Origin of the sequence: Agromyces sp. NPDC056389 (assembly GCF_042262385.1) — a bacterium.
In the GTDB taxonomy this organism is placed as follows: domain Bacteria; phylum Actinomycetota; class Actinomycetes; order Actinomycetales; family Microbacteriaceae; genus Agromyces.
On the sequence record NZ_JBHJPN010000001.1, the window covers coordinates 458,258 to 475,236 of the forward strand.

General features: G+C 70.5%; 17 protein-coding genes. 2 read left to right on the forward strand and 15 right to left on the reverse strand.

Features of this window, described 5'->3' with window-relative positions; all coding sequences use genetic code 11:
* Positions 1 to 26: 26 nt before the first annotated feature.
* The 8 genes from gmk to pyrR are packed head-to-tail and all read right to left on the reverse strand — an operon-like array spanning position 27 to position 9,766.
* Positions 27 to 959, reverse strand: a complete 933-nt coding sequence (gene gmk, locus ACFCVM_RS02230) for a guanylate kinase (protein ID WP_375833330.1) — start codon at positions 957 to 959, stop codon at positions 27 to 29.
* Positions 952 to 1,830 carry an orotidine-5'-phosphate decarboxylase gene (gene pyrF, locus ACFCVM_RS02235; RefSeq protein ID WP_375833332.1) on the reverse strand — a complete coding sequence of 293 codons (879 nt, stop codon included), beginning with the start codon at positions 1,828 to 1,830 and terminating at the stop codon, positions 952 to 954. The genes gmk and pyrF overlap by 8 nt, the downstream gene beginning before the upstream one ends.
* Positions 1,827 to 5,114, reverse strand: a complete 3,288-nt coding sequence (gene carB / locus ACFCVM_RS02240; protein WP_375833334.1) for a carbamoyl-phosphate synthase large subunit — start codon at positions 5,112 to 5,114, stop codon at positions 1,827 to 1,829. The genes pyrF and carB overlap by 4 nt, the downstream gene beginning before the upstream one ends.
* Positions 5,114 to 6,292 (reverse strand): glutamine-hydrolyzing carbamoyl-phosphate synthase small subunit, encoded by a 1,179-nt coding sequence (gene carA, locus ACFCVM_RS02245; protein WP_375833337.1) that lies wholly within the window; start codon positions 6,290 to 6,292, stop codon positions 5,114 to 5,116. The genes carB and carA overlap by 1 nt, the downstream gene beginning before the upstream one ends.
* Entirely contained in the window at positions 6,285 to 6,917 is a 633-nt protein-coding gene (locus ACFCVM_RS02250; protein WP_375833340.1) for a hypothetical protein, read from the reverse strand. The genes carA and ACFCVM_RS02250 overlap by 8 nt, the downstream gene beginning before the upstream one ends.
* On the reverse strand, positions 6,910 to 8,253 hold the full coding sequence (locus tag ACFCVM_RS02255) for a dihydroorotase (protein WP_375833343.1): 1,344 nt from the start codon (positions 8,251 to 8,253) through the stop codon (positions 6,910 to 6,912). Before ACFCVM_RS02255 ends, ACFCVM_RS02250 begins: the two co-directional genes overlap by 8 nt.
* On the reverse strand, positions 8,253 to 9,203 hold the full coding sequence (locus ACFCVM_RS02260; protein ID WP_375833345.1) for an aspartate carbamoyltransferase catalytic subunit: 951 nt from the start codon (positions 9,201 to 9,203) through the stop codon (positions 8,253 to 8,255). Before ACFCVM_RS02260 ends, ACFCVM_RS02255 begins: the two co-directional genes overlap by 1 nt.
* Positions 9,203 to 9,766 (reverse strand): bifunctional pyr operon transcriptional regulator/uracil phosphoribosyltransferase PyrR, encoded by a 564-nt coding sequence (pyrR, locus tag ACFCVM_RS02265; protein WP_375833347.1) that lies wholly within the window; start codon positions 9,764 to 9,766, stop codon positions 9,203 to 9,205. Before pyrR ends, ACFCVM_RS02260 begins: the two co-directional genes overlap by 1 nt.
* 117 nt (positions 9,767 to 9,883) lie before the next feature.
* Here pyrR and ACFCVM_RS02270 point away from each other — a divergent pair, with 117 nt between their 5' ends.
* Complete coding sequence (locus ACFCVM_RS02270; protein ID WP_375833349.1) at positions 9,884 to 10,570, forward strand: hypothetical protein; 687 nt, start codon at positions 9,884 to 9,886, stop codon at positions 10,568 to 10,570.
* Here ACFCVM_RS02270 and ACFCVM_RS02275 read toward each other — a convergent pair.
* Positions 10,551 to 11,060, reverse strand: a complete 510-nt coding sequence (locus tag ACFCVM_RS02275) for a DoxX family membrane protein (protein WP_375833352.1) — start codon at positions 11,058 to 11,060, stop codon at positions 10,551 to 10,553. The two genes, ACFCVM_RS02270 and ACFCVM_RS02275, sit on opposite strands and share 20 nt — an antisense overlap.
* Positions 11,061 to 11,260: 200 nt before the next feature.
* Here ACFCVM_RS02275 and ACFCVM_RS02280 point away from each other — a divergent pair, with 200 nt between their 5' ends.
* Positions 11,261 to 12,538 carry a glycosyltransferase gene (locus ACFCVM_RS02280; RefSeq protein ID WP_375833355.1) on the forward strand — a complete coding sequence of 426 codons (1,278 nt, stop codon included), beginning with the start codon at positions 11,261 to 11,263 and terminating at the stop codon, positions 12,536 to 12,538.
* 29 nt (positions 12,539 to 12,567) lie between these two features.
* Here the strand turns inward: ACFCVM_RS02280 and nusB are convergent, their stop codons facing one another.
* The 6 genes from nusB to aroC form a co-directional block, all read right to left on the reverse strand.
* Positions 12,568 to 12,981 (reverse strand): transcription antitermination factor NusB, encoded by a 414-nt coding sequence (nusB, locus tag ACFCVM_RS02285; RefSeq protein ID WP_074258922.1) that lies wholly within the window; start codon positions 12,979 to 12,981, stop codon positions 12,568 to 12,570.
* Complete coding sequence (gene efp / locus ACFCVM_RS02290; protein WP_074258921.1) at positions 12,981 to 13,544, reverse strand: elongation factor P; 564 nt, start codon at positions 13,542 to 13,544, stop codon at positions 12,981 to 12,983. Before efp ends, nusB begins: the two co-directional genes overlap by 1 nt.
* Before the next feature lie 128 nt (positions 13,545 to 13,672).
* On the reverse strand, positions 13,673 to 14,110 hold the full coding sequence (locus ACFCVM_RS02295; protein ID WP_375833357.1) for a type II 3-dehydroquinate dehydratase: 438 nt from the start codon (positions 14,108 to 14,110) through the stop codon (positions 13,673 to 13,675).
* A 40-nt stretch (positions 14,111 to 14,150) separates the two neighbouring features.
* The gene (gene aroB, locus ACFCVM_RS02300; RefSeq protein WP_375833359.1) at positions 14,151 to 15,236 is read right to left on the reverse strand and encodes a 3-dehydroquinate synthase; all 1,086 of its coding nucleotides are present in this window, start codon (positions 15,234 to 15,236) and stop codon (positions 14,151 to 14,153) included.
* A complete protein-coding gene (locus ACFCVM_RS02305; RefSeq protein WP_375833361.1) occupies positions 15,233 to 15,751 on the reverse strand; it encodes a shikimate kinase in 519 nt (172 codons plus the stop codon). The genes aroB and ACFCVM_RS02305 overlap by 4 nt, the downstream gene beginning before the upstream one ends.
* Positions 15,744 to 16,955 (reverse strand): chorismate synthase, encoded by a 1,212-nt coding sequence (gene aroC / locus ACFCVM_RS02310; protein WP_375833362.1) that lies wholly within the window; start codon positions 16,953 to 16,955, stop codon positions 15,744 to 15,746. The genes ACFCVM_RS02305 and aroC overlap by 8 nt, the downstream gene beginning before the upstream one ends.
* Positions 16,956 to 16,979 lie beyond the last annotated feature (24 nt).

Genomic DNA, 16,979 nt, shown 5'->3' on the forward strand with positions numbered 1-16,979 from the left:
GCGCGGAAATTCGTGTCGAGGGCAGCTCAACGCCGACCCTTGCGAGATCTCATCAAGTCTACGACCTCTTGAGCTGCTTCGGCGACGTCGTGGTTCACGACCTGGTGATCGAACTCCTCGACGGCGGCCAGTTCGACCTTCGCGGTCTCGAGTCTGCGCTGCTGCTCGGCCGGGCTCTCGGTGCCGCGGCCGACGAGTCGGCGCACGAGTTCGTCCCAGCTCGGCGGCAGCAGGAAGACGAGCGTCGCCTCGGGGGCGGCTCGGCGAACCGACCGCGCACCCTGGATGTCGATCTCGAGCAGCACGCTGTTACCCGCGGCGATGGCCTCTTCGACCGCCTTGCGCGGCGTGCCGTAGCGCGACGCATTGTGCACGGTCGCCCACTCGAGCAGCTCACCGGCCTCGACCATGCGATCGAACTCGGCGTCATCGACGAAGAAGTAGCTCTCACCCTCGACCTCGCCGGGTCGCGGCTGGCGCGTCGTCGCCGACACCGAGAGTCGCACATCGGGGTGGTGGCGCCGGATGTACTCGGCGACGGTGCCCTTGCCAACGGCGGTCGGCCCGGCGAGCACGACGAGGCGGTCGCCCGTGCCGCCGTGCGCGGCGACCCAGTCCGCGAGGAACTCGCGAAGACGTCGGCGCTGCAGCCGGCCGAGGCCGCCGAGCCGCTTCGACGGCGAGATCTCGAGCTCCTCCATGATGCGCGCGGACTTCGTCTGCCCGATCGCGGGGATCGAGGTGAGGAACTCGGTGACGCGGAGGCGCCCTTCGACGCCCTCGGGCGATTCGAAGGCCTCGCGCAGCACGTCGAGCGGGCTCCGCGAACCGGCTGCGATCGCGGACTTGACGGTCGCGCGGGCACGGCGGGCCGCCACGGCGGCACGGGATGCTGCGACGCGATCGACGTCGGGCGGCGAGGGGCGCGTGGCTCCGGAGACGGTCGTCTGCTCAGACACTCGTCGCCCCCACTTCGCCGACGCGGCGCGTGATGGCCTCGGTGAGGCCATCGGGCCCCGCGCCGAGGATCGACCGCGACTCACTCACGATGACGCCGGCGGCGAGCGATCCGAAGATCGCCCGGAGGTCGCGGAGCTCGGCGCCCTGATGACCGAATCCGGGTGCCAGCACCGGCAGCCCGGGCCGCGGCGGATCGATGTCGAGCTCGATGCCCGAGCTGCGCAGGTCGATCGTCGCGCCGAGCACGACACCGACCGAGCCGAGTGCCCGGTCCGCGGCATCCGATCGCCCCTGGTTCCAGGCGACGACCCCGGTCGTGATGGCCTGCGCGACTGTGGAGCCGGCGCGGCTCGACTGCTGCAGCACGGCGCGCTGGATGGCGGCGGCCTCGGGGTTCGACGTCGCGGCCAGCACGAACGCACCCTTTCCGGCGCGCTCTGCAGCCTCGAGCACGCCCGCGATCGAGCCGAGCCCCTGATATGCGCTGATCGTCATCGCGTCGGCCTCGAGACTCGAGCCCGGCGTCAACCACGCCTGACCGTAGGCTTCGACGCTCGAACCGATGTCGCCGCGCTTCACGTCGGCGATCACGAGCAGTCCGGCGTCGCGGGCCTCGGCCAGCACGCGCTCGAGCGCCGCATAGCCCGCGGCACCATGCCGCTCGAAGAACGCCACCTGGGGCTTCACGACACCGACGCGCCCAGCGGCGGCGTCGACCGTGCGCAGGCCGAATTCGCGGAGGCCTTCGGGAGAGTCGGGAAGACCCCACTGGTCGAGCAGCGACGCGTGCGGGTCGATGCCGACGCAGAGCCGGCCGTACGCCGCGAAGACGGCTTCCAGCCGGTCGCCGAACGGTGTCACGTCGGTCATGCGCGAGCCTCCCGGCGGAGTGCGTACTCCTGCAGGCTCGTGACCTCGAAGCCCTCGCGCTGCACGTCGAGCGACGCCACGGCCGCCGAGAGCTCGGCGATGGTCGTGAACAGCGGGATGTCGGCGGCCACCGCGGCCGCGCGGATCTCGTAGCCATCAGCGCGCGACGAACGCCCGCTTGGCGTGTTCACGACGACGTCGACCTCACCGCGGTGGATGAGTTCGACGACGGATGCCGCGTCGGCGCTCGTCTTCTCGCTGAACTTCAGCACCTCCTGGGCGCGGATGCCGTTGCGACGCAGCACCTCTGCGGTGCCCTCGGTCGCGGCGATGTCGTAGCCGAGCTGCTGCAGGCGGAGCACCGGGAGGATGATCGCGCGCTTGTCGCGGTCGGAGACCGAGACGAACACCGTGCCCGAGGTGGGCATGCCGCCGTAGGCTGCGAGCTGGCTCTTCGCGAACGCGGTCGGGAAGTCCTTGTCGATGCCCATGACCTCGCCGGTCGAGCGCATCTCGGGGCCGAGCACGGAGTCGACGATGATGCCCTCGCGGGTGCGGAAGCGGCTGAACGGCAGCACGGCCTCCTTGACGGCGACGGGCGCGTCGAACGGCACCCGCGATCCGTCGGAGGCGGGCAGCAGGCCCTCGTCGATGAGCTCGGCGACCGTCGCGCCGACCATGATGCGCGAGGCGGCCTTCGCGAGCGGGATGCCGAGCGCCTTCGAGACGAAGGGCACAGTACGGCTGGCACGAGGGTTGGCCTCGAGCACGTAGAGCACGCCGGCGCCGATCGCGAACTGCACGTTCAGCAGGCCCCGCACTCCGATGCCCTCGGCGATGGCGCGAGTCGCCTCGCGGACCCGGTCGACCTCGGCGCGGCCGAGGGTCACGGGCGGCAGGGTGCAGCTCGAGTCACCGGAGTGGATGCCGGCCTCCTCGATGTGCTCCATGACGCCGCCGATGTAGAGGTCGGTGCCGTCGTACAGCGCGTCGACGTCGATCTCGATCGCGTCGTCGAGGAAGCGGTCGACGAGCAGCGGATGCGTCGGACCGACGATGCCCTGGCCCTCGATGCGTGCGAAGTAGTCGGCCAGCGACGGCGAGTCGTAGACGATCTCCATGCCACGTCCGCCGAGCACGTAACTCGGACGCACGAGCACCGGGTAGCCGATGCCCTCTGCGACGTGCACGGCGCCGGCGAGGTCGGTCGCAGTGCCGTTCTTCGGTGCGAGGAGGCCCGCGGCGTCGAGGATGCCGGAGAAGAGACCGCGCTCTTCGGCGAGGTCGATCGCATCGGGGGTCGTTCCGAGGATCGGGATGCCGGCGGCCTCGAGGCCCTTGGCGAGCCCGAGCGCCGTCTGGCCGCCGAGCTGCACGACGACGCCCACGAGCTCGCCCGACTGCGACTCGGCGTGGATGACCTCGAGCACGTCCTCGAGCGTGAGCGGCTCGAAGTAGAGCCGGTCGCTCGTGTCGTAGTCGGTCGAGACCGTCTCGGGGTTGCAGTTGATCATGATCGTCTCGAAGCCCGCCGCCGAGAGGGCGAACGAGGCGTGCACGCAGGAGTAGTCGAACTCGACGCCCTGGCCGATGCGGTTCGGGCCCGAGCCGAGGATGACGACCTTGCGGCGGTCGCTCGGCTCCACCTCGGTCTCGACGTCGTAGCTCGAGTAGTGGTACGGCGTGAGCGCCGGGAACTCCCCCGCGCACGTGTCGACGGTCTTGTAGACCGGGCGGATGCCGAGGATGTGGCGCACCTCGCGGGCGTCGGCCTCGCCGAAGCCGCGGAGCTGGCCGATCTGCGCGTCGGAGAAGCCGTGGTCCTTCGCGAGCAGCAGGAGTTCGGTGTCGAGGTTCTCGGCCGAGGCGACGGTCTCGGCGACCTCGTTGATGAGCACGATCTGGTCGAGGAACCACGGGTCGATCTTGGTCGACTCGAAGAGCTGCTCGATCGTGGCGCCCTTGCGGAGCGCCTGCTGCACGACGACGATGCGTCCGTCGGTCGGCACGGAGGCCACCTCGAGGAGTTCCTCGATCGAGCGGTCCTCTTCGCCCCAGTGGAACGAGGAGCCGCGCTTCTCGAGCGAGCGGAGCGCCTTCTGCAGCGCGGTCGCGTAGTTGCGGCCGATCGCCATCGCCTCGCCGACCGACTTCATGGTCGTCGTGAGGGTGGGGTCGGCGGCAGGGAACTTCTCGAACGCGAACCGGGGCACCTTGACGACGACGTAGTCGAGCGTCGGCTCGAACGACGCCGGGGTGACCCGGGTGATGTCGTTCGGGATCTCGTCGAGGCGGTAGCCGATGGCGAGCTTCGCGGCGATCTTCGCGATCGGGAAGCCGGTGGCCTTCGAGGCGAGGGCGCTCGAGCGGGAGACGCGCGGGTTCATCTCGATGACGATGACGCGGCCGTCGGCGGGGTCGATCGCGAACTGGATGTTGCAGCCGCCGGTGTCGACGCCCACTGCGCGGATGATGTCGATGCCGATGTCGCGCAGGTGCTGGTACTCGCGGTCGGTCAGCGTCAGTGCGGGCGCCACGGTGATCGAGTCGCCGGTGTGCACGCCGACGGGGTCGACGTTCTCGATCGAGCAGACGACCACCGTGTTGTCGGTGGTGTCGCGCATGAGCTCGAGCTCGTACTCCTTCCAGCCGAGGATCGACTCCTCGAGGAGCACCTCGGTCGTGGGCGAGTCGTGCAGGCCCTGGGTGACGATGCGCACGAGGTCTTCCTCGGTGTACGCGAAGCCCGAGCCGAGGCCGCCCATCGTGAACGACGGGCGCACCACGAGCGGGTAGCCGAGGTCGAGGGCGAACTCCTTGGCCTCTTCGAGCGTCTTCGCGACGTGCGACTTGGCGACACCCGCGCCGGCCTCGATCACGAGGTCCTTGAAGAGCTGGCGGTCCTCGCCCTTGCGGATGGCGTCGACCTTCGCGCCGATGAGCTCGACGCCGTGCTTCTCGAGGATGCCCGCGTCGTGGAGCGCGATGGCGGCGTTCAGCGCCGTCTGGCCGCCGAGCGTCGGGAGCACCGCGTCGGGCTTCTCCTTGATGATGATCGACTCGATGATCTCGGGCGTGATCGGCTCGATGTACGTCGCGTCGGCGAAGTCGGGGTCGGTCATGATCGTCGCGGGGTTCGGGTTCACGAGGATGACCCGCACGCCCTCCTCGCGGAGCACGCGGCACGCCTGAGTGCCCGAGTAGTCGAACTCGGCGGCCTGTCCGATGACGATCGGACCGGATCCGATGACGAGGACGCTGTTGATGTCGTCGCGCTTGGGCATTACTCGTTGCTTCCTTCGGTCGCGGTGCTCGTCGTCGTGTTCGCGATCACCATGTCGCGGAATCGGTCGAAGAGGTAGTTCGCGTCGTGCGGGCCGGCCGCCGACTCGGGGTGGTACTGCACGCTGAACGCGGGGATGTCGAGGCAGTTGAGTCCCTCGACCACGTTGTCGTTGAGGCCGTAGTGACTGACCTCGACGCGGCCGAAGCCCTCGGTCGAGTCGCTCACGCGGTCGATCGGGGCGTCCACGGCGAAGCCGTGGTTGTGCGCCGTGATCTCGACGCGACCGGTGACCTTGTCGAGCACCGGCTGGTTGATGCCGCGGTGGCCGAAGGGCAGCTTGTAGGTGCCGAAGCCGAGTGCCCGGCCGAGCAGCTGGTTGCCGAAGCAGATGCCGAAGTAGGGCAGCCCCTCGCGGAGCGTCGTGCGCAGCAGTTCGACATGCCGGTCGGATGCCGCGGGGTCGCCGGGCCCGTTCGAGAAGAACAGCGCGTCGGGCTCGAGGGCGAGCACCTCTTCGGCCGTGATCGACTGCGGCACGACGTGCACGTCGAAGCCGCGCTCGGCGAGGTACTTCAGCGTCGAGGTCTTCACGCCGAGGTCGAGCACCGCGACGGATCCGACGCGTTCGCCCTCGGCCGGCAGCGTGTAGGGCTCCGCGGTCGAGACCGCGCCCGACAGGTTCGCGCCGGCCATCGCGGCGCCGCTCTGCACGAGGTCGAGCTGCTCACCCGGCGTGAGGAGCGCGTCGTCACCGGAGAAGATGCCGGCGCGCATGGCGCCGGCCGAGCGGAGGTGTCGCGTGAGCGCTCGCGTGTCGATGCCGCTGATGCCGACGACGCCCGAGTCCGCGAGGTCGTCGTCGAGGCTCCGCTGCGAGCGGAAGTTCGAGACGACTCGCGAGGGGTCGCGCACGATGAACCCGGCGACCCAGATGCGGGCGGACTCCATGTCGTCGTCGTTCATGCCCGTGTTGCCGATGTGCGGCGCGGTCATCATGACGATCTGACCGGCGTACGACGGGTCGGTCAGTGTCTCCTGGTAGCCGGTCATGCCGGTGGCGAAGACGGCCTCGCCGAGGGTGCGGCCGCGCGCACCGTACGCGCGACCTTCGTAACGGCGTCCGTCTTCGAGGACGAGCACGGCGGATTCGCTCGTGCCGGCGGGGGTCTCAGTCATTCGAGGCCTCACTCTCCTGCTCTGGCCGCGGCGCGACTGGCGCTGCGGCGATGTCCTGCTCCGACCGCGGCGCGGATGGCGCTGCGGCGATGTCCTGTTCCGGCCGCGGCGCGGCCGGCGCTGCGGCGATGTCGTTGACCGCCTGGATGATCCTGGCCGGGTCGCCCGGGTACCGGGCTCGCACGTAGCTGTCGACCCGGGGTTCGGTGCGTTCGGCCGTTCCCCGTTCCTGGGCGATCCAGGTGAGGGCGACGAGGCCCTCGGGCTCGACGCCTCGGTCGATGGCGTAGCTCGCGAGCTGCGCACCGACGAGGCGATCGGCCGGGATGAAGGTCAGCGACTCCCCCGCGATGCGGAGGATCACGCCCTCGGCGAGCACTTCGACATGGCCGGAGCCGCGGAATGCGAGCCCGTGCACCGCGAGTCGTTCGAGGGGTTCGCCGAGCGGGGTGGTCGCCACGTAGAGCACCTCGGCGTCGATCACCGGCGCGCCGTGCTCGGCGGGAACCGGGTACGACCCGAGCGACTCGTCGCGCACGGTTCGCCGCTTCCACGAGCGGTACATGAGCCAACCGACGAGTGCGACGATCGCGACGGCGACGATGGTGCCGATCACCTTATCCACGTGCGACCCCCTGAGCGGATGCCGCGTTGCGGGCGACCTCGTCGTGCGGGCGCACCGCCCCGTGGATGAAGGTCGGGTAGCCGCCGTGGAAGGTCGCGACGACGCGCCCGGGCAGGCGACGACCGAGGTAGGGCGAGTTGGCGCTGCGGCCGGCGAGCCGGTCGAGGTCGAATTCAGCAGCAGCCGCGGGGTCGTAGAGCGTCAGCTCGGGAGCGGCACCGACGGCGATCGACTCGCCGTGCCCGGTCAGCCGGCCGATGCGGGCGGGAGTCGACGACATCACGCGCGCGACATCCGCCCAGCTCAGGAAGCCCGTCTCGACGACGGCGGCGTGCACGACGGCGAGGGCGGACTCGAGTCCGACCATGCCGTTCGCGGCGGCCTGCCACTCGCTCTCCTTCGCCTCGACCGGGTGCGGAGCGTGGTCGGTGGCGACGATGTCGATCGTGCCGTCGGCGAGGGCGGCGCGCAGCGCCTCGACGTCTTCGGCACGGCGGAGCGGCGGATTGACCTTGTACCGGGGGTCGTAGCCGGCGATGAGGTCTTCGGTGAGGAGCAGGTGGTGAGGCGTCACCTCGGCGGTCACGTCGATGCCGCGGGCCTTCGCCCAGCGGATCACCTCGACGGATCCGGCCGTGGAGACGTGGCACACGTGCAGGCGCGAGCCCACGTGCTCGGCGAGCAGCACGTCGCGGGCGATGATCGACTCCTCGGCGACGGCCGGCCAGCCGGTCAGGCCGAGTTCGCCGGAGAGGGCGCCCTCGTTCATCTGCGCGCCTTCGGTGAGCCGGGGCTCCTGTGCGTGCTGGGCGATGACGCCGTCGAAGGCCTTGACGTACTCGAGTGCGCGGCGCATGAGCAGCGGGTCGGAGACGCAGAAGCCGTCGTCGGAGAACACCCGCACGTTCGCCCTCGAGCGCGCCATGGCGCCGAGCTCCGCGAGCTGTTCGCCCTTGAGTCCGACGGTGACGGCGCCGATCGGCTGCACCGTCGCGTAGCCGGCGGCGCGCCCGAGGCTCGCCTCCTGCTCGACGACGCCCGCCGTGTCGGCGACGGGGAACGTGTTCGCCATGGCGAACACCGCCGTGAAGCCGCCTGCGGCCGCGGCCTGCGTGCCGGTCAGCACGGTCTCGCTCTGCTCGTAGCCGGGCTCGCGGAGGTGCGTGTGCAGGTCGACCAGTCCAGGGAGGGCGATGAGCCCGTCGGCGTCGACGACCGTCGCACCCGAGGCATCCGCGATGCTGCCGACGCCGGCGATGATGCCGCCGTCGAGCAGGATGTCGGCCCGTTCGCCGCCCGGGAGGGTGGCGCCGGTGATCAGGAAACGCTCGCTCATCAGGCGTCCCCCCGTTCGCCGGACATCAACAGATAGAGGGCGGCCATTCTCACTGAAACTCCGTTCGCAACCTGCTCGCGCACCGTCGACTGCTGGGAGTCGGCTGCGCGGGCGGCGATCTCGAGCCCGCGATTCATCGGGCCGGGGTGCATCACCATCGTACTGGGGGGCAGCGCGTCGAACCTGGCATCGTCGAGACCCCAGGTGCGCGCGTACTCGCGGCTGTTCGGGAAGAACGCCGCGTGCATGCGCTCGGCCTGGATGCGCAGCATCATGACGACGTCGGGTGTGCCGCTGAGCGCGGCGTCGAGGTCGTAGCCGACGCGCGCCGGCCACGAACTGGTGTCGACCGGCACGAGGGTCGGCGGGGCGACGAGTTCGACCTCCGCGCCGAGGGTCGCGAGCAGCCAGACGTTCGATCGCGCGACTCGGGAGTGCAGCACGTCGCCGACGATGACGACGTGCACACCGTCGAGGTCGCGCCCCCTGGATGCCGCGCCGTGCAGCCGCCGACGCATCGTGAAGGCGTCGAGCAGCGCCTGCGTGGGGTGCTCGTGCGTGCCGTCGCCGGCGTTGACGACGCCGGCGTCGATCCATCCGCTCGTCGCGAGCGTGTACGGCGCACCCGAGGCGTGGTGACGGATCACCACGCCGTCGGCGCCCATCGCCTGCAGGGTCTGCGCCGTGTCCTTCAGGCTCTCGCCCTTCGAGACGCTCGATCCCTTGGCGCTGAAGTTGATGACGTCGGCCGAGAGGCGCTTGGCGGCCGCCTCGAACGAGATGCGAGTGCGAGTGGAGTCCTCGAAGAAGAGGTTCACGACCGTCTTGCCGCGCAGTGTCGGGAGCTTCTTGACCTCGCGCTCCTGCACGGCGGCCATGTCCTCCGCGATGTCGAGGAGTTCGATCGCCTGCTCGCGGGAGAGCTCGCGCGTGCTCAGGAGGTGGCGCATCAGGCCTCGCCGCCCTCGGTCGCCGCGCCGTCGTCGATCGCGACGGCGTCGTCGCCGTCGATCTCCGTCAGGCGCACATTGATGCGCTCACGAGCCGAGCTCGGCAGGTTCTTGCCGACGAAGTCCGCCCGGATCGGGAACTCGCGGTGGCCGCGGTCGACGAGCACTGCGAGGCGAACGGCCCGGGCACGGCCGAGATCGCTCAGCGCATCGAACGCGGCTCGGATCGTGCGACCCGAATACAGCACGTCGTCGACGAGCACGACGGTCTTGCCGTCGATGCCGCCGGGCGGCAGCTCCGTCGGCTGCGGCGTGCGCGTGCGGGTGCGAGTGAGGTCGTCGCGGTACATCGTGACGTCGAGCGCTCCCGCCTGCGGCGGTGCGGCATCGGGTTCGATGCGGGCGATGGTCTCGGCGATGCGACGGGCGAGGATCACGCCCCTGGTCGGGATGCCGAGGATGACGAGATCGGAACTCCCGCGATTGGATTCGAGGATCTCGTGCGAAATGCGGGTCAGCGCCCGCGAGATGTCAGCTTGACTGAGCACGGCACGTGCCATCAAACGACTCCCTTCTCCGCCTCACAGGACGGCCTTAAAGGTTGTCAACGTCGGTCAAGCCTATCGTGTCCCACGACCGGGGGCTGCCGGAGCGATGGCGTCGGCCGGTAGCGTTCCGCCATGCGTGCACACCCGTCCCGCCCGTGGGCGGTCGCGTGCGCGCTCCTCGCCGCGGTCTGGGCGTTCTTCCTGCTCGCGCCGCAGCAGGCCGTCTGGTCGGGCGTGTACATCCCCGCCTGGCTCGGTGCGCTCGACGAGCTGCCGGTCTACGACGGCATCAGGGCGTCGTTGCATGCGGCCGGCCTGCACGATTTCTACCTCGTGTTCGGGGCCGCGGCATCCGCGTCGTTCGTGCTCGTCTGGATCGCCACCGGGCCCGCGCTCGCGGCGCTCGGGTGGAGCGGGCGCGTGCTGGGCTGGCTCGTGCTCGCCGGCGGCGTCGTCACCGTGCTGTCATACCTGAACCACCCGACCGAGGCCCCGCTGCACGGGATCTGGGGCGGCGAACTGTTCGTGCTCCTGGCGATCGGCGTCTGGGCGATCGTCACGGCGGCCGCCGCGCCGCGTGGCGTCGGCATCCCCGGGTGGGAACGATGGCTCCTCGCCGCGACGCTGCCCGTCCTCGTCGGCTCGACCGTGCTGCTCACCTACTGGCCGCACGGCAGTCTCGTCGGGCTGGCGCTCGAAGGTGCCGTGCTCGCCGCGTGGGCGCCGCGGGCCGATGACGCGAACGACCCCCTGCCGCGAGCGGAGGGGGTCGTCGGCGAGACGGGCCGAACGCACGAGGTCACCGGATCGGTCGACTGAACGCCTTCGCCGCGATCACCATGGCCGCGGCCACGAGCACGACGTCCTTCAGGATGTACTGCGCCGTGAGCGTGGGACCGGCAGCGGTGAAGAGCTCGCCGGCGAAGAACACGAGCGGCGAGAACACGCCGACGAACGTCACCGCGAGGGCGAGCAGGCCGATGCGGAGCAGCAGGCCGGTCGCGAGCGTGATGCCGACGAACACCTCGAGCGAGGCCGTCAGCGCGAGTGCCGCATAGCCGTCGACCAGGCCGAACGACAGCGCGTTCCAGGTGCGGGTCACGAGTGCCTCGACGGGGCTCATGCCCGGGAAGAACTTCAACACGCCGAAGACGAGGAAGACGAGGCCGAGCGAGACTCGGAGCGCGGGGACGCCTGCGCGGGCGAGGAAGCGCTGGACGACTGCCTGGGCGGCGTTCGCGCGGTCGAGGATCGAGTCGAGCCCGGCCCCGGTCGCGACGCGACCGGTGCCGATGGTGGTGCTGGACATGGTGCTCCTTCCGAGAGCAACGTGGGTGATGCCGGCCGGAATCGGCGGCACACTCATCACATCGCCATGGCGACCGCCCGTCGTCGGGAGTGCCGCTGAACCGCGCTCGGTGCTTCCACCGAACGCCTTCTCAGGGTCATGCACGCCCGACCCCCCGAGTGCGGGTCACGGAGCCCGGTCCGCTCGTGCTGCAATGGTCCATGGTCGATGTCATGATCGCGGTGATGCCGTTCCATGGCCATGTGGCTCCGCTGGCGGCCGTCGCCGAGGCCTTCCTGGCGGCCGGGCACGGTGTTCGCGTCTACACGGGCGCGGCGCACGCGGCTCGCTTCGAGGAGCTCGGGGCGGGCGTCATCCGCTGGCAGGAGGCACCCGACTTCGACGAGCACGACCTGCCCGCCACCTTTCCCGCGCTGCGGGGCAGGAAGGGCCCCCGGCAGATGCTCACGAACGTCGAGCAGCTCTTCGTGCGAACCGGCGCAGACCAGGCCGCCGATCTCACGCGCGCATACGCCGAGCGACCCTGGGATGTCATCGTCGCCGACGGGCTGAGCATCGGCGCCCATCTCGCGTCCGAGCTGACCGGCACGCCGTGGGTGACGGTCAGCATCGTGCCGCTGACCATCCCGAGCCGTGACCTGCCCCCGCCGATACTCGGGCTCCAGCCGGCCAAGGGCATCACCGGGCGGCTGCGCGACCGCGCACTTCGAGGACTGACGCGCGTGGCGTCTCGAGGGATCCGGCGTGCCTACGCCGAGGAACGCACCCGAGCCGGCCTGCCGCCCGACGAGCTCGCCCTGGAACAGGCCTTCATCTCGCCCGAGCTCGTCTGCGCTTCGGGCGTCGCCGAGCTCGAGTATCCGCGCTCGGACCTCGCGACGCAGGTCGTGTTCGTCGGCGAGCTCACCCGGCCGCGCGCGAACGACGCCGCGCTCCCGTCGTGGTGGCACGACGTCGAGTCATGCACCGACCCCGTCCTGCACGTCACCCAGGGCACGCTGAACGTCGATCCCCACGACCTCATCGAGCCGTCGTTCGCGGCCCTCGGGCGGCAGCCGGTGCTGCTCGTCGCCTCGACCGGGCGAGCGGATGTCGCGGAGCTGCCGTTCCCCGCGCCGCCGAACGCCCGCGTGGCGGGGTTCGTCCCGTACGACTCGCTGCTGCCCCGCCTCGACGCCATGATCACGAACGGCGGCTGGGGCGGGGTGCTCGCCGCCCTCGCACACGGCATTCCGCTCATCGTCGCGGGCGGCGACGTCGACAAGCCCGAGATCGCCGCGCGCGTGGCGTGGGCCGGTGCCGGCGTGAACCTGCGCACCGGGCGTCCACGTCCACGCGCGATCCTCGCCGCCTGGCGGCGGATCACCGCCGACGGCTCGTACCGGGCGAATGCGCAGCGTCTGGCGAGATCGCTGTCGGCCCACGACGGACCGCGCGAGGTGGTCGAGCACACGATGGCGCTGCTCGCCCGCCGGTGAGCGGTCGCGGCAGGCGCTGAGCGCCGGCGTCAGGCCTTCGAGTGCGAGATCGCCGCGAGCAGGCCGTTCACGAAGCCGGCCGAGTCGTCGGTCGAGAGCACCGTGGCCGCTTCAACGGCCTCGGAGATCGCCACCGGGTCGGGCACGGCGTCGTTGTGGATGATCTCCCACACGCCGATGCGCAGGATCGCGCGGTCGACCGCGGGCATGCGCTCGAGGGTCCAGCCGTGCGAGTGCGTCTCGATGAGCTCGTCGATCTCGGCGCGGTTGTCGACGATGCCGTCGACGATCTCGCGCGCGTAGAGCCACGATGCCGCGCGCTCGGGCTCGCTCGCGGCCTTCTCGGCTTCGACGACGAGCATCTGTTCGACCGGCACCTGACGCATGTCGGCCGAGTACAGCAGGTCGAGCGCGCGCTTGCGCGCCTTGGTACGAGCGCTCACTAGTCGTTCACGCGGCCGAGGTAGTCGCCCGTGCGGGTGTCGACCTTGACCTTCGTGCCGGTCTCGAGGAAGAGCGGCACCTGGATCTCGTAGCCGGTCTCGACGGTCGCGGGCTTCGTGCCGCCGGTCGAGCGGTCGCCCTGCAGGCCCGGCTCGGTGTAGGTGATCTCGAGCACGACCGACGCGGGCAGCTCGACGTAGAGCGGGTTGCCGTTGTTCAGCGCGACGGTCACCGACTGGTTCTCGAGCATGAAGTTCGCGGCGTCGCCGACGACGGTGCCGGGCACCGTGAGCTGGTCGAAGTCGGTCTGGTCCATGAAGACGTAGCCGTCGCCATCGCTGTAGAGGTACGTGAAGTCACGGCGGTCGACGTTCTCGATCTCGATCTTCGCGCCCGCGTTGTAGGTGCGGTCGACGGTCTTGCCCGACACGACGTTCTTCAGCTTGGTGCGCACGAACGCACCGCCCTTGCCGGGCTTGACGTGCTGGAACTCGATGACGCTCCAGAGCTGACCGTCGATGGAGAGGACGACGCCGTTCTTGATGTCAGCGGTGCTTGCCATGCGTGTGTGTTCCGTTCAGTTGCGAAGAGGCTCGGCCGGAATCGGCCGCAGAAGTTCAGTCGGTCGAGTTTAGTCGCTCGGTCGAGACTGCGCCAATGCACGCGGATGTCGCGGCGAGAACGCCCACCTCAGGCGTGACGCAGCACCCACTCGACCGCCATGCGGTACGAATCGCTGCCGAAGCCGGCGATCACGCCGGTCGCGACGCCCGAGATCACGCTCGTGTGGCGGAACGTCTCGCGAGTGTGCGGGTTCGAGAGGTGCACCTCGACGAGCGGAACGCCCGCCTGCTTGAGCTGGGCGGCCGCGTCGCGCAGCGCGTAGCTGTAGTGGGTGAACGCCGCGGGGTTCAGCACGACCGGCAGCTTGCGATCGACGGCCTCGTGGATCCAGCCGATCAGCTCGGCCTCGTCGTCGCTCTGGCGCAGGTCGATCTCGACATCGCCCGGCACCGAGCCTGCGATCGAGTCGCGGATGTCGGCGAGGCTCTCGCTGCCGTAGACCTCGGGTTCGCGGGTGCCGAGCCGGCCGAGGTTCGGGCCGTTGAGCACGAGGATCGTCGTCATGCCAGAAGCCTAGCGCCGAGGCATCCGTCGCCCTGATCGCTCAGGATGCGATCTCCTGGTAGGCGGCGAAGAGCAGTGACGGGTCGGGCGCGAGCATGACCGTCGGCTTCGCCAGGTCGTCGAGCACGATGAAGCGCAACTGGCCTGCCCGGGCCTTCTTGTCGCGCTGCATCGTCGCGAGGAGCGTGTTCCACCGGCCGGCGGGGTACGACGTCGGCAGGCTCAGCAGGTCGAGCACGCGCTTGTGCCGGTCGGCGACCTCGTCGGGGAGGCGGCCCGAGAGGCGGCCGAGCTCGGCCGCGAACGCCATGCCCACGGCGACCGCGGCGCCGTGACGCCACTGATACCGCTCGGCGTGCTCGACCGCGTGGCCGAGCGTGTGCCCGTAGTTCAGGATCTCGCGGAGCCCCTGCTCGGTGAAGTCCTCGGAGACGACGTCGGCCTTCATCCGGATCGCGAGCTCGACCACTCGGCGGAACTGCGGTGTCGACGGGTCGGTCGCGGCCTCGGGGTCGGCCTCGATGATGTCGAGGATCTCGGGGTAGCGGATGAAGCCCGCCTTCACGATCTCGGCGAAGCCGGCGAGGATCTCGTTCTTCGGCAGCGTGTCGAGCGTGTCGAGATCGCAGATCACCACGGCGGGCGCGTGGAACGCGCCCACGAGGTTCTTGCCCTCGTTGGTGTTGATGCCGGTCTTGCCGCCGACGGCCGCGTCGACCATGCCGAGCACCGTCGTCGGCACCTGCACGACCTTCACGCCGCGCAGCCAGGTCGCGGCGACGAAGCCCGCGAGATCGGTGATCGCTCCCCCGCCGAATCCGACGATCGCGTCGGTGCGCGTGAAGTCGGCCTGTCCGAGCACCTGCCAGCAGAACGCGGCGACCTCGATGCGCTTGCCGGCCTCGGCATCGGGCACCTCGGCGAGCAGCACCTGGTAGCGATCGGAGAGCGCCTCGCGCAGCTCTGCTGCACGCGCGCCGAGGGTCGCGGGATGCACGATGAGCACCTTGGTCGCCTCTGTGCCGATCGCGTCGCCGAGCTCGGCGAGCACGCCGCGGCCCACGATGACGTCGTAGCCCGATTCGCCGCCGACGCGGATGCTCGTGCGGGTCTCGTCTGCGGTCATCGTGTTCCTCCGAAGTGCCCGGTGATGTCGTCGACGATCCGCGCGACCGAGCGGCGCGAGGTGTCGATGCTGAAGTCGGCGACCGACTCGTACAGGGGGCGCCGTGTCTCGAGGATGGCGCTCCAGCGCTCGATGCCGCCGTCGGCGAGCAGCGGGCGGTTGCCGCCAGTGAGCCGCGGTGCCACCGCCGACGCGGAGACCTGCAGCCAGACGACGGGCAGGCCGGCGAGGTCGTCGCGGGTGTCGTCGTGCAGCACGGCGCCGCCGCCGAGCGAGATCACGGCCTCTTCACGCAGCGCCTCGTCGACGATCTCGCGTTCGACGATGCGGAAGTACTCCTCGCCCTCGCGGTCGAAGATCTCCTCGATGGGTCCGTAGCGCTCGACGATGCGCAGGTCGGTGTCGACGAAGGGGGCGCCGACGGATGCCGCGAGTCGCTGCCCGACCCGGGACTTGCCCGCGCCCATGGGGCCGACGAGCACGATCGGCAGGGCGAGTCGAGGGGTGTCAGACACGATCTGCCGCGGCGGCGCCCGCCGTGCGGAGCGTGTCGGGGATCGCCTCGAGGTACGACTGGAGGTTCCGCCGCGTCTCGTCGACCGAGTCGCCGCCGAACTTCTCGAGCACGGCGTTCGCGAGGGTGAGTGCCACCATCGCCTCGGCCACGACGCCGGCGGCGGGAACCGCGACGACGTCGGAGCGCTGGTGGTGCGCGGCGGCGGCCTCGCCCGTGGCGACGTCGACCGTCGGCAATGCGTGCGGCACGGTCGCGATGGGCTTCATGCCGGCGCGCACGCGCAGCACGGTACCCGTGGACATGCCGCCCTCGGTGCCACCCGCACGATCGCTCGCGCGCGCGATACGCCCGCCGTCGACGTGCAGTTCGTCGTGCGCGGCCGAGCCGCGGCGGCGGGTCGTCTCGAATCCGTCGCCCACCTCGACGCCCTTGATCGCCTGGATGCCCATGAGTGCGGCCGCGAGCTGCGCGTCGAGACGCCGGTCCCAGTGCACGTGGGATCCGAGGCCGGGCGGCACGCCGTAGGCGAGCACCTCGACGACGCCGCCGAGCGTGTCGCCCTCCTTGTGCGCGAGGTCGACCTCCGCGACCATCGCGGCAGAGGTCTCGGGGTCGAAGCACCGCAGCGGATCGGCGTCGAGCAGCTCGACGTCGTCGGGCGTCGGCAGCGGGCGACCATCGGGCACCCGGACGGGACCGATCGCGAGCGTGTGGGCGACGAGCCGGATGCCGAGCTCGGCGAGGAACGACCGTGCGACCGCACCGAGCGCGACACGGGCGGCGGTCTCACGAGCACTCGCGCGCTCGAGCACCGGGCGGGCCTCGTCGAAGCCGTACTTCTGCATGCCGACGAGGTCGGCGTGACCCGGTCGCGGGCGGGTCAGCGCAGCACCTCGCCCGCGGCCGAGCTTGGCCGGATCGATGGGTTCGGGGCTCATCACCTCTTGCCACTTCGGCCACTCGGTGTTGCCGATGCGCAGCGCGACGGGGCTGCCGAGGCTCAAGCCGTGGCGCACACCGCCCGAGATCGCGAGTTCGTCCTGCTCGAACTTCATGCGCGCACCCCGGCCGTAGCCGAGTTTGCGGCGCGCGAGGTCGGCGCGAATATCGTCGAGCGAAACGGGGATACCGGCGGGAAGACCCTCGAGGATCGCGACCAGCTCAGGGCCGTGCGACTCTCCGGCAGTGAGCCAACGGAGCATGTTCCTATCCTTCCACAGGCTCAG

Coding starts and splice junctions, on each gene's coding strand:
- ACFCVM_RS02260 (WP_375833345.1), bottom strand. CDS start 9,203: ATGCGCCACCTCCTGAGCACGCGCGAGCTCTCCCGCGAGCAGGCGATC.
- aroC (WP_375833362.1), bottom strand. CDS start 16,955: ATGCTCCGTTGGCTCACTGCCGGAGAGTCGCACGGCCCTGAGCTGGTC.
- efp (WP_074258921.1), bottom strand. CDS start 13,544: ATGGCAAGCACCGCTGACATCAAGAACGGCGTCGTCCTCTCCATCGAC.
- aroB (WP_375833359.1), bottom strand. CDS start 15,236: ATGACCGCAGACGAGACCCGCACGAGCATCCGCGTCGGCGGCGAATCG.
- carB (WP_375833334.1), bottom strand. CDS start 5,114: ATGCCCAAGCGCGACGACATCAACAGCGTCCTCGTCATCGGATCCGGT.
- pyrF (WP_375833332.1), bottom strand. CDS start 1,830: ATGACCGACGTGACACCGTTCGGCGACCGGCTGGAAGCCGTCTTCGCG.
- ACFCVM_RS02255 (WP_375833343.1), bottom strand. CDS start 8,253: ATGAGCGAGCGTTTCCTGATCACCGGCGCCACCCTCCCGGGCGGCGAA.
- ACFCVM_RS02280 (WP_375833355.1), top strand. CDS start 11,261: ATGGTCGATGTCATGATCGCGGTGATGCCGTTCCATGGCCATGTGGCT.
- ACFCVM_RS02295 (WP_375833357.1), bottom strand. CDS start 14,110: ATGACGACGATCCTCGTGCTCAACGGCCCGAACCTCGGCCGGCTCGGC.
- carA (WP_375833337.1), bottom strand. CDS start 6,292: ATGACTGAGACCCCCGCCGGCACGAGCGAATCCGCCGTGCTCGTCCTC.
- ACFCVM_RS02275 (WP_375833352.1), bottom strand. CDS start 11,060: ATGTCCAGCACCACCATCGGCACCGGTCGCGTCGCGACCGGGGCCGGG.
- ACFCVM_RS02270 (WP_375833349.1), top strand. CDS start 9,884: ATGCGTGCACACCCGTCCCGCCCGTGGGCGGTCGCGTGCGCGCTCCTC.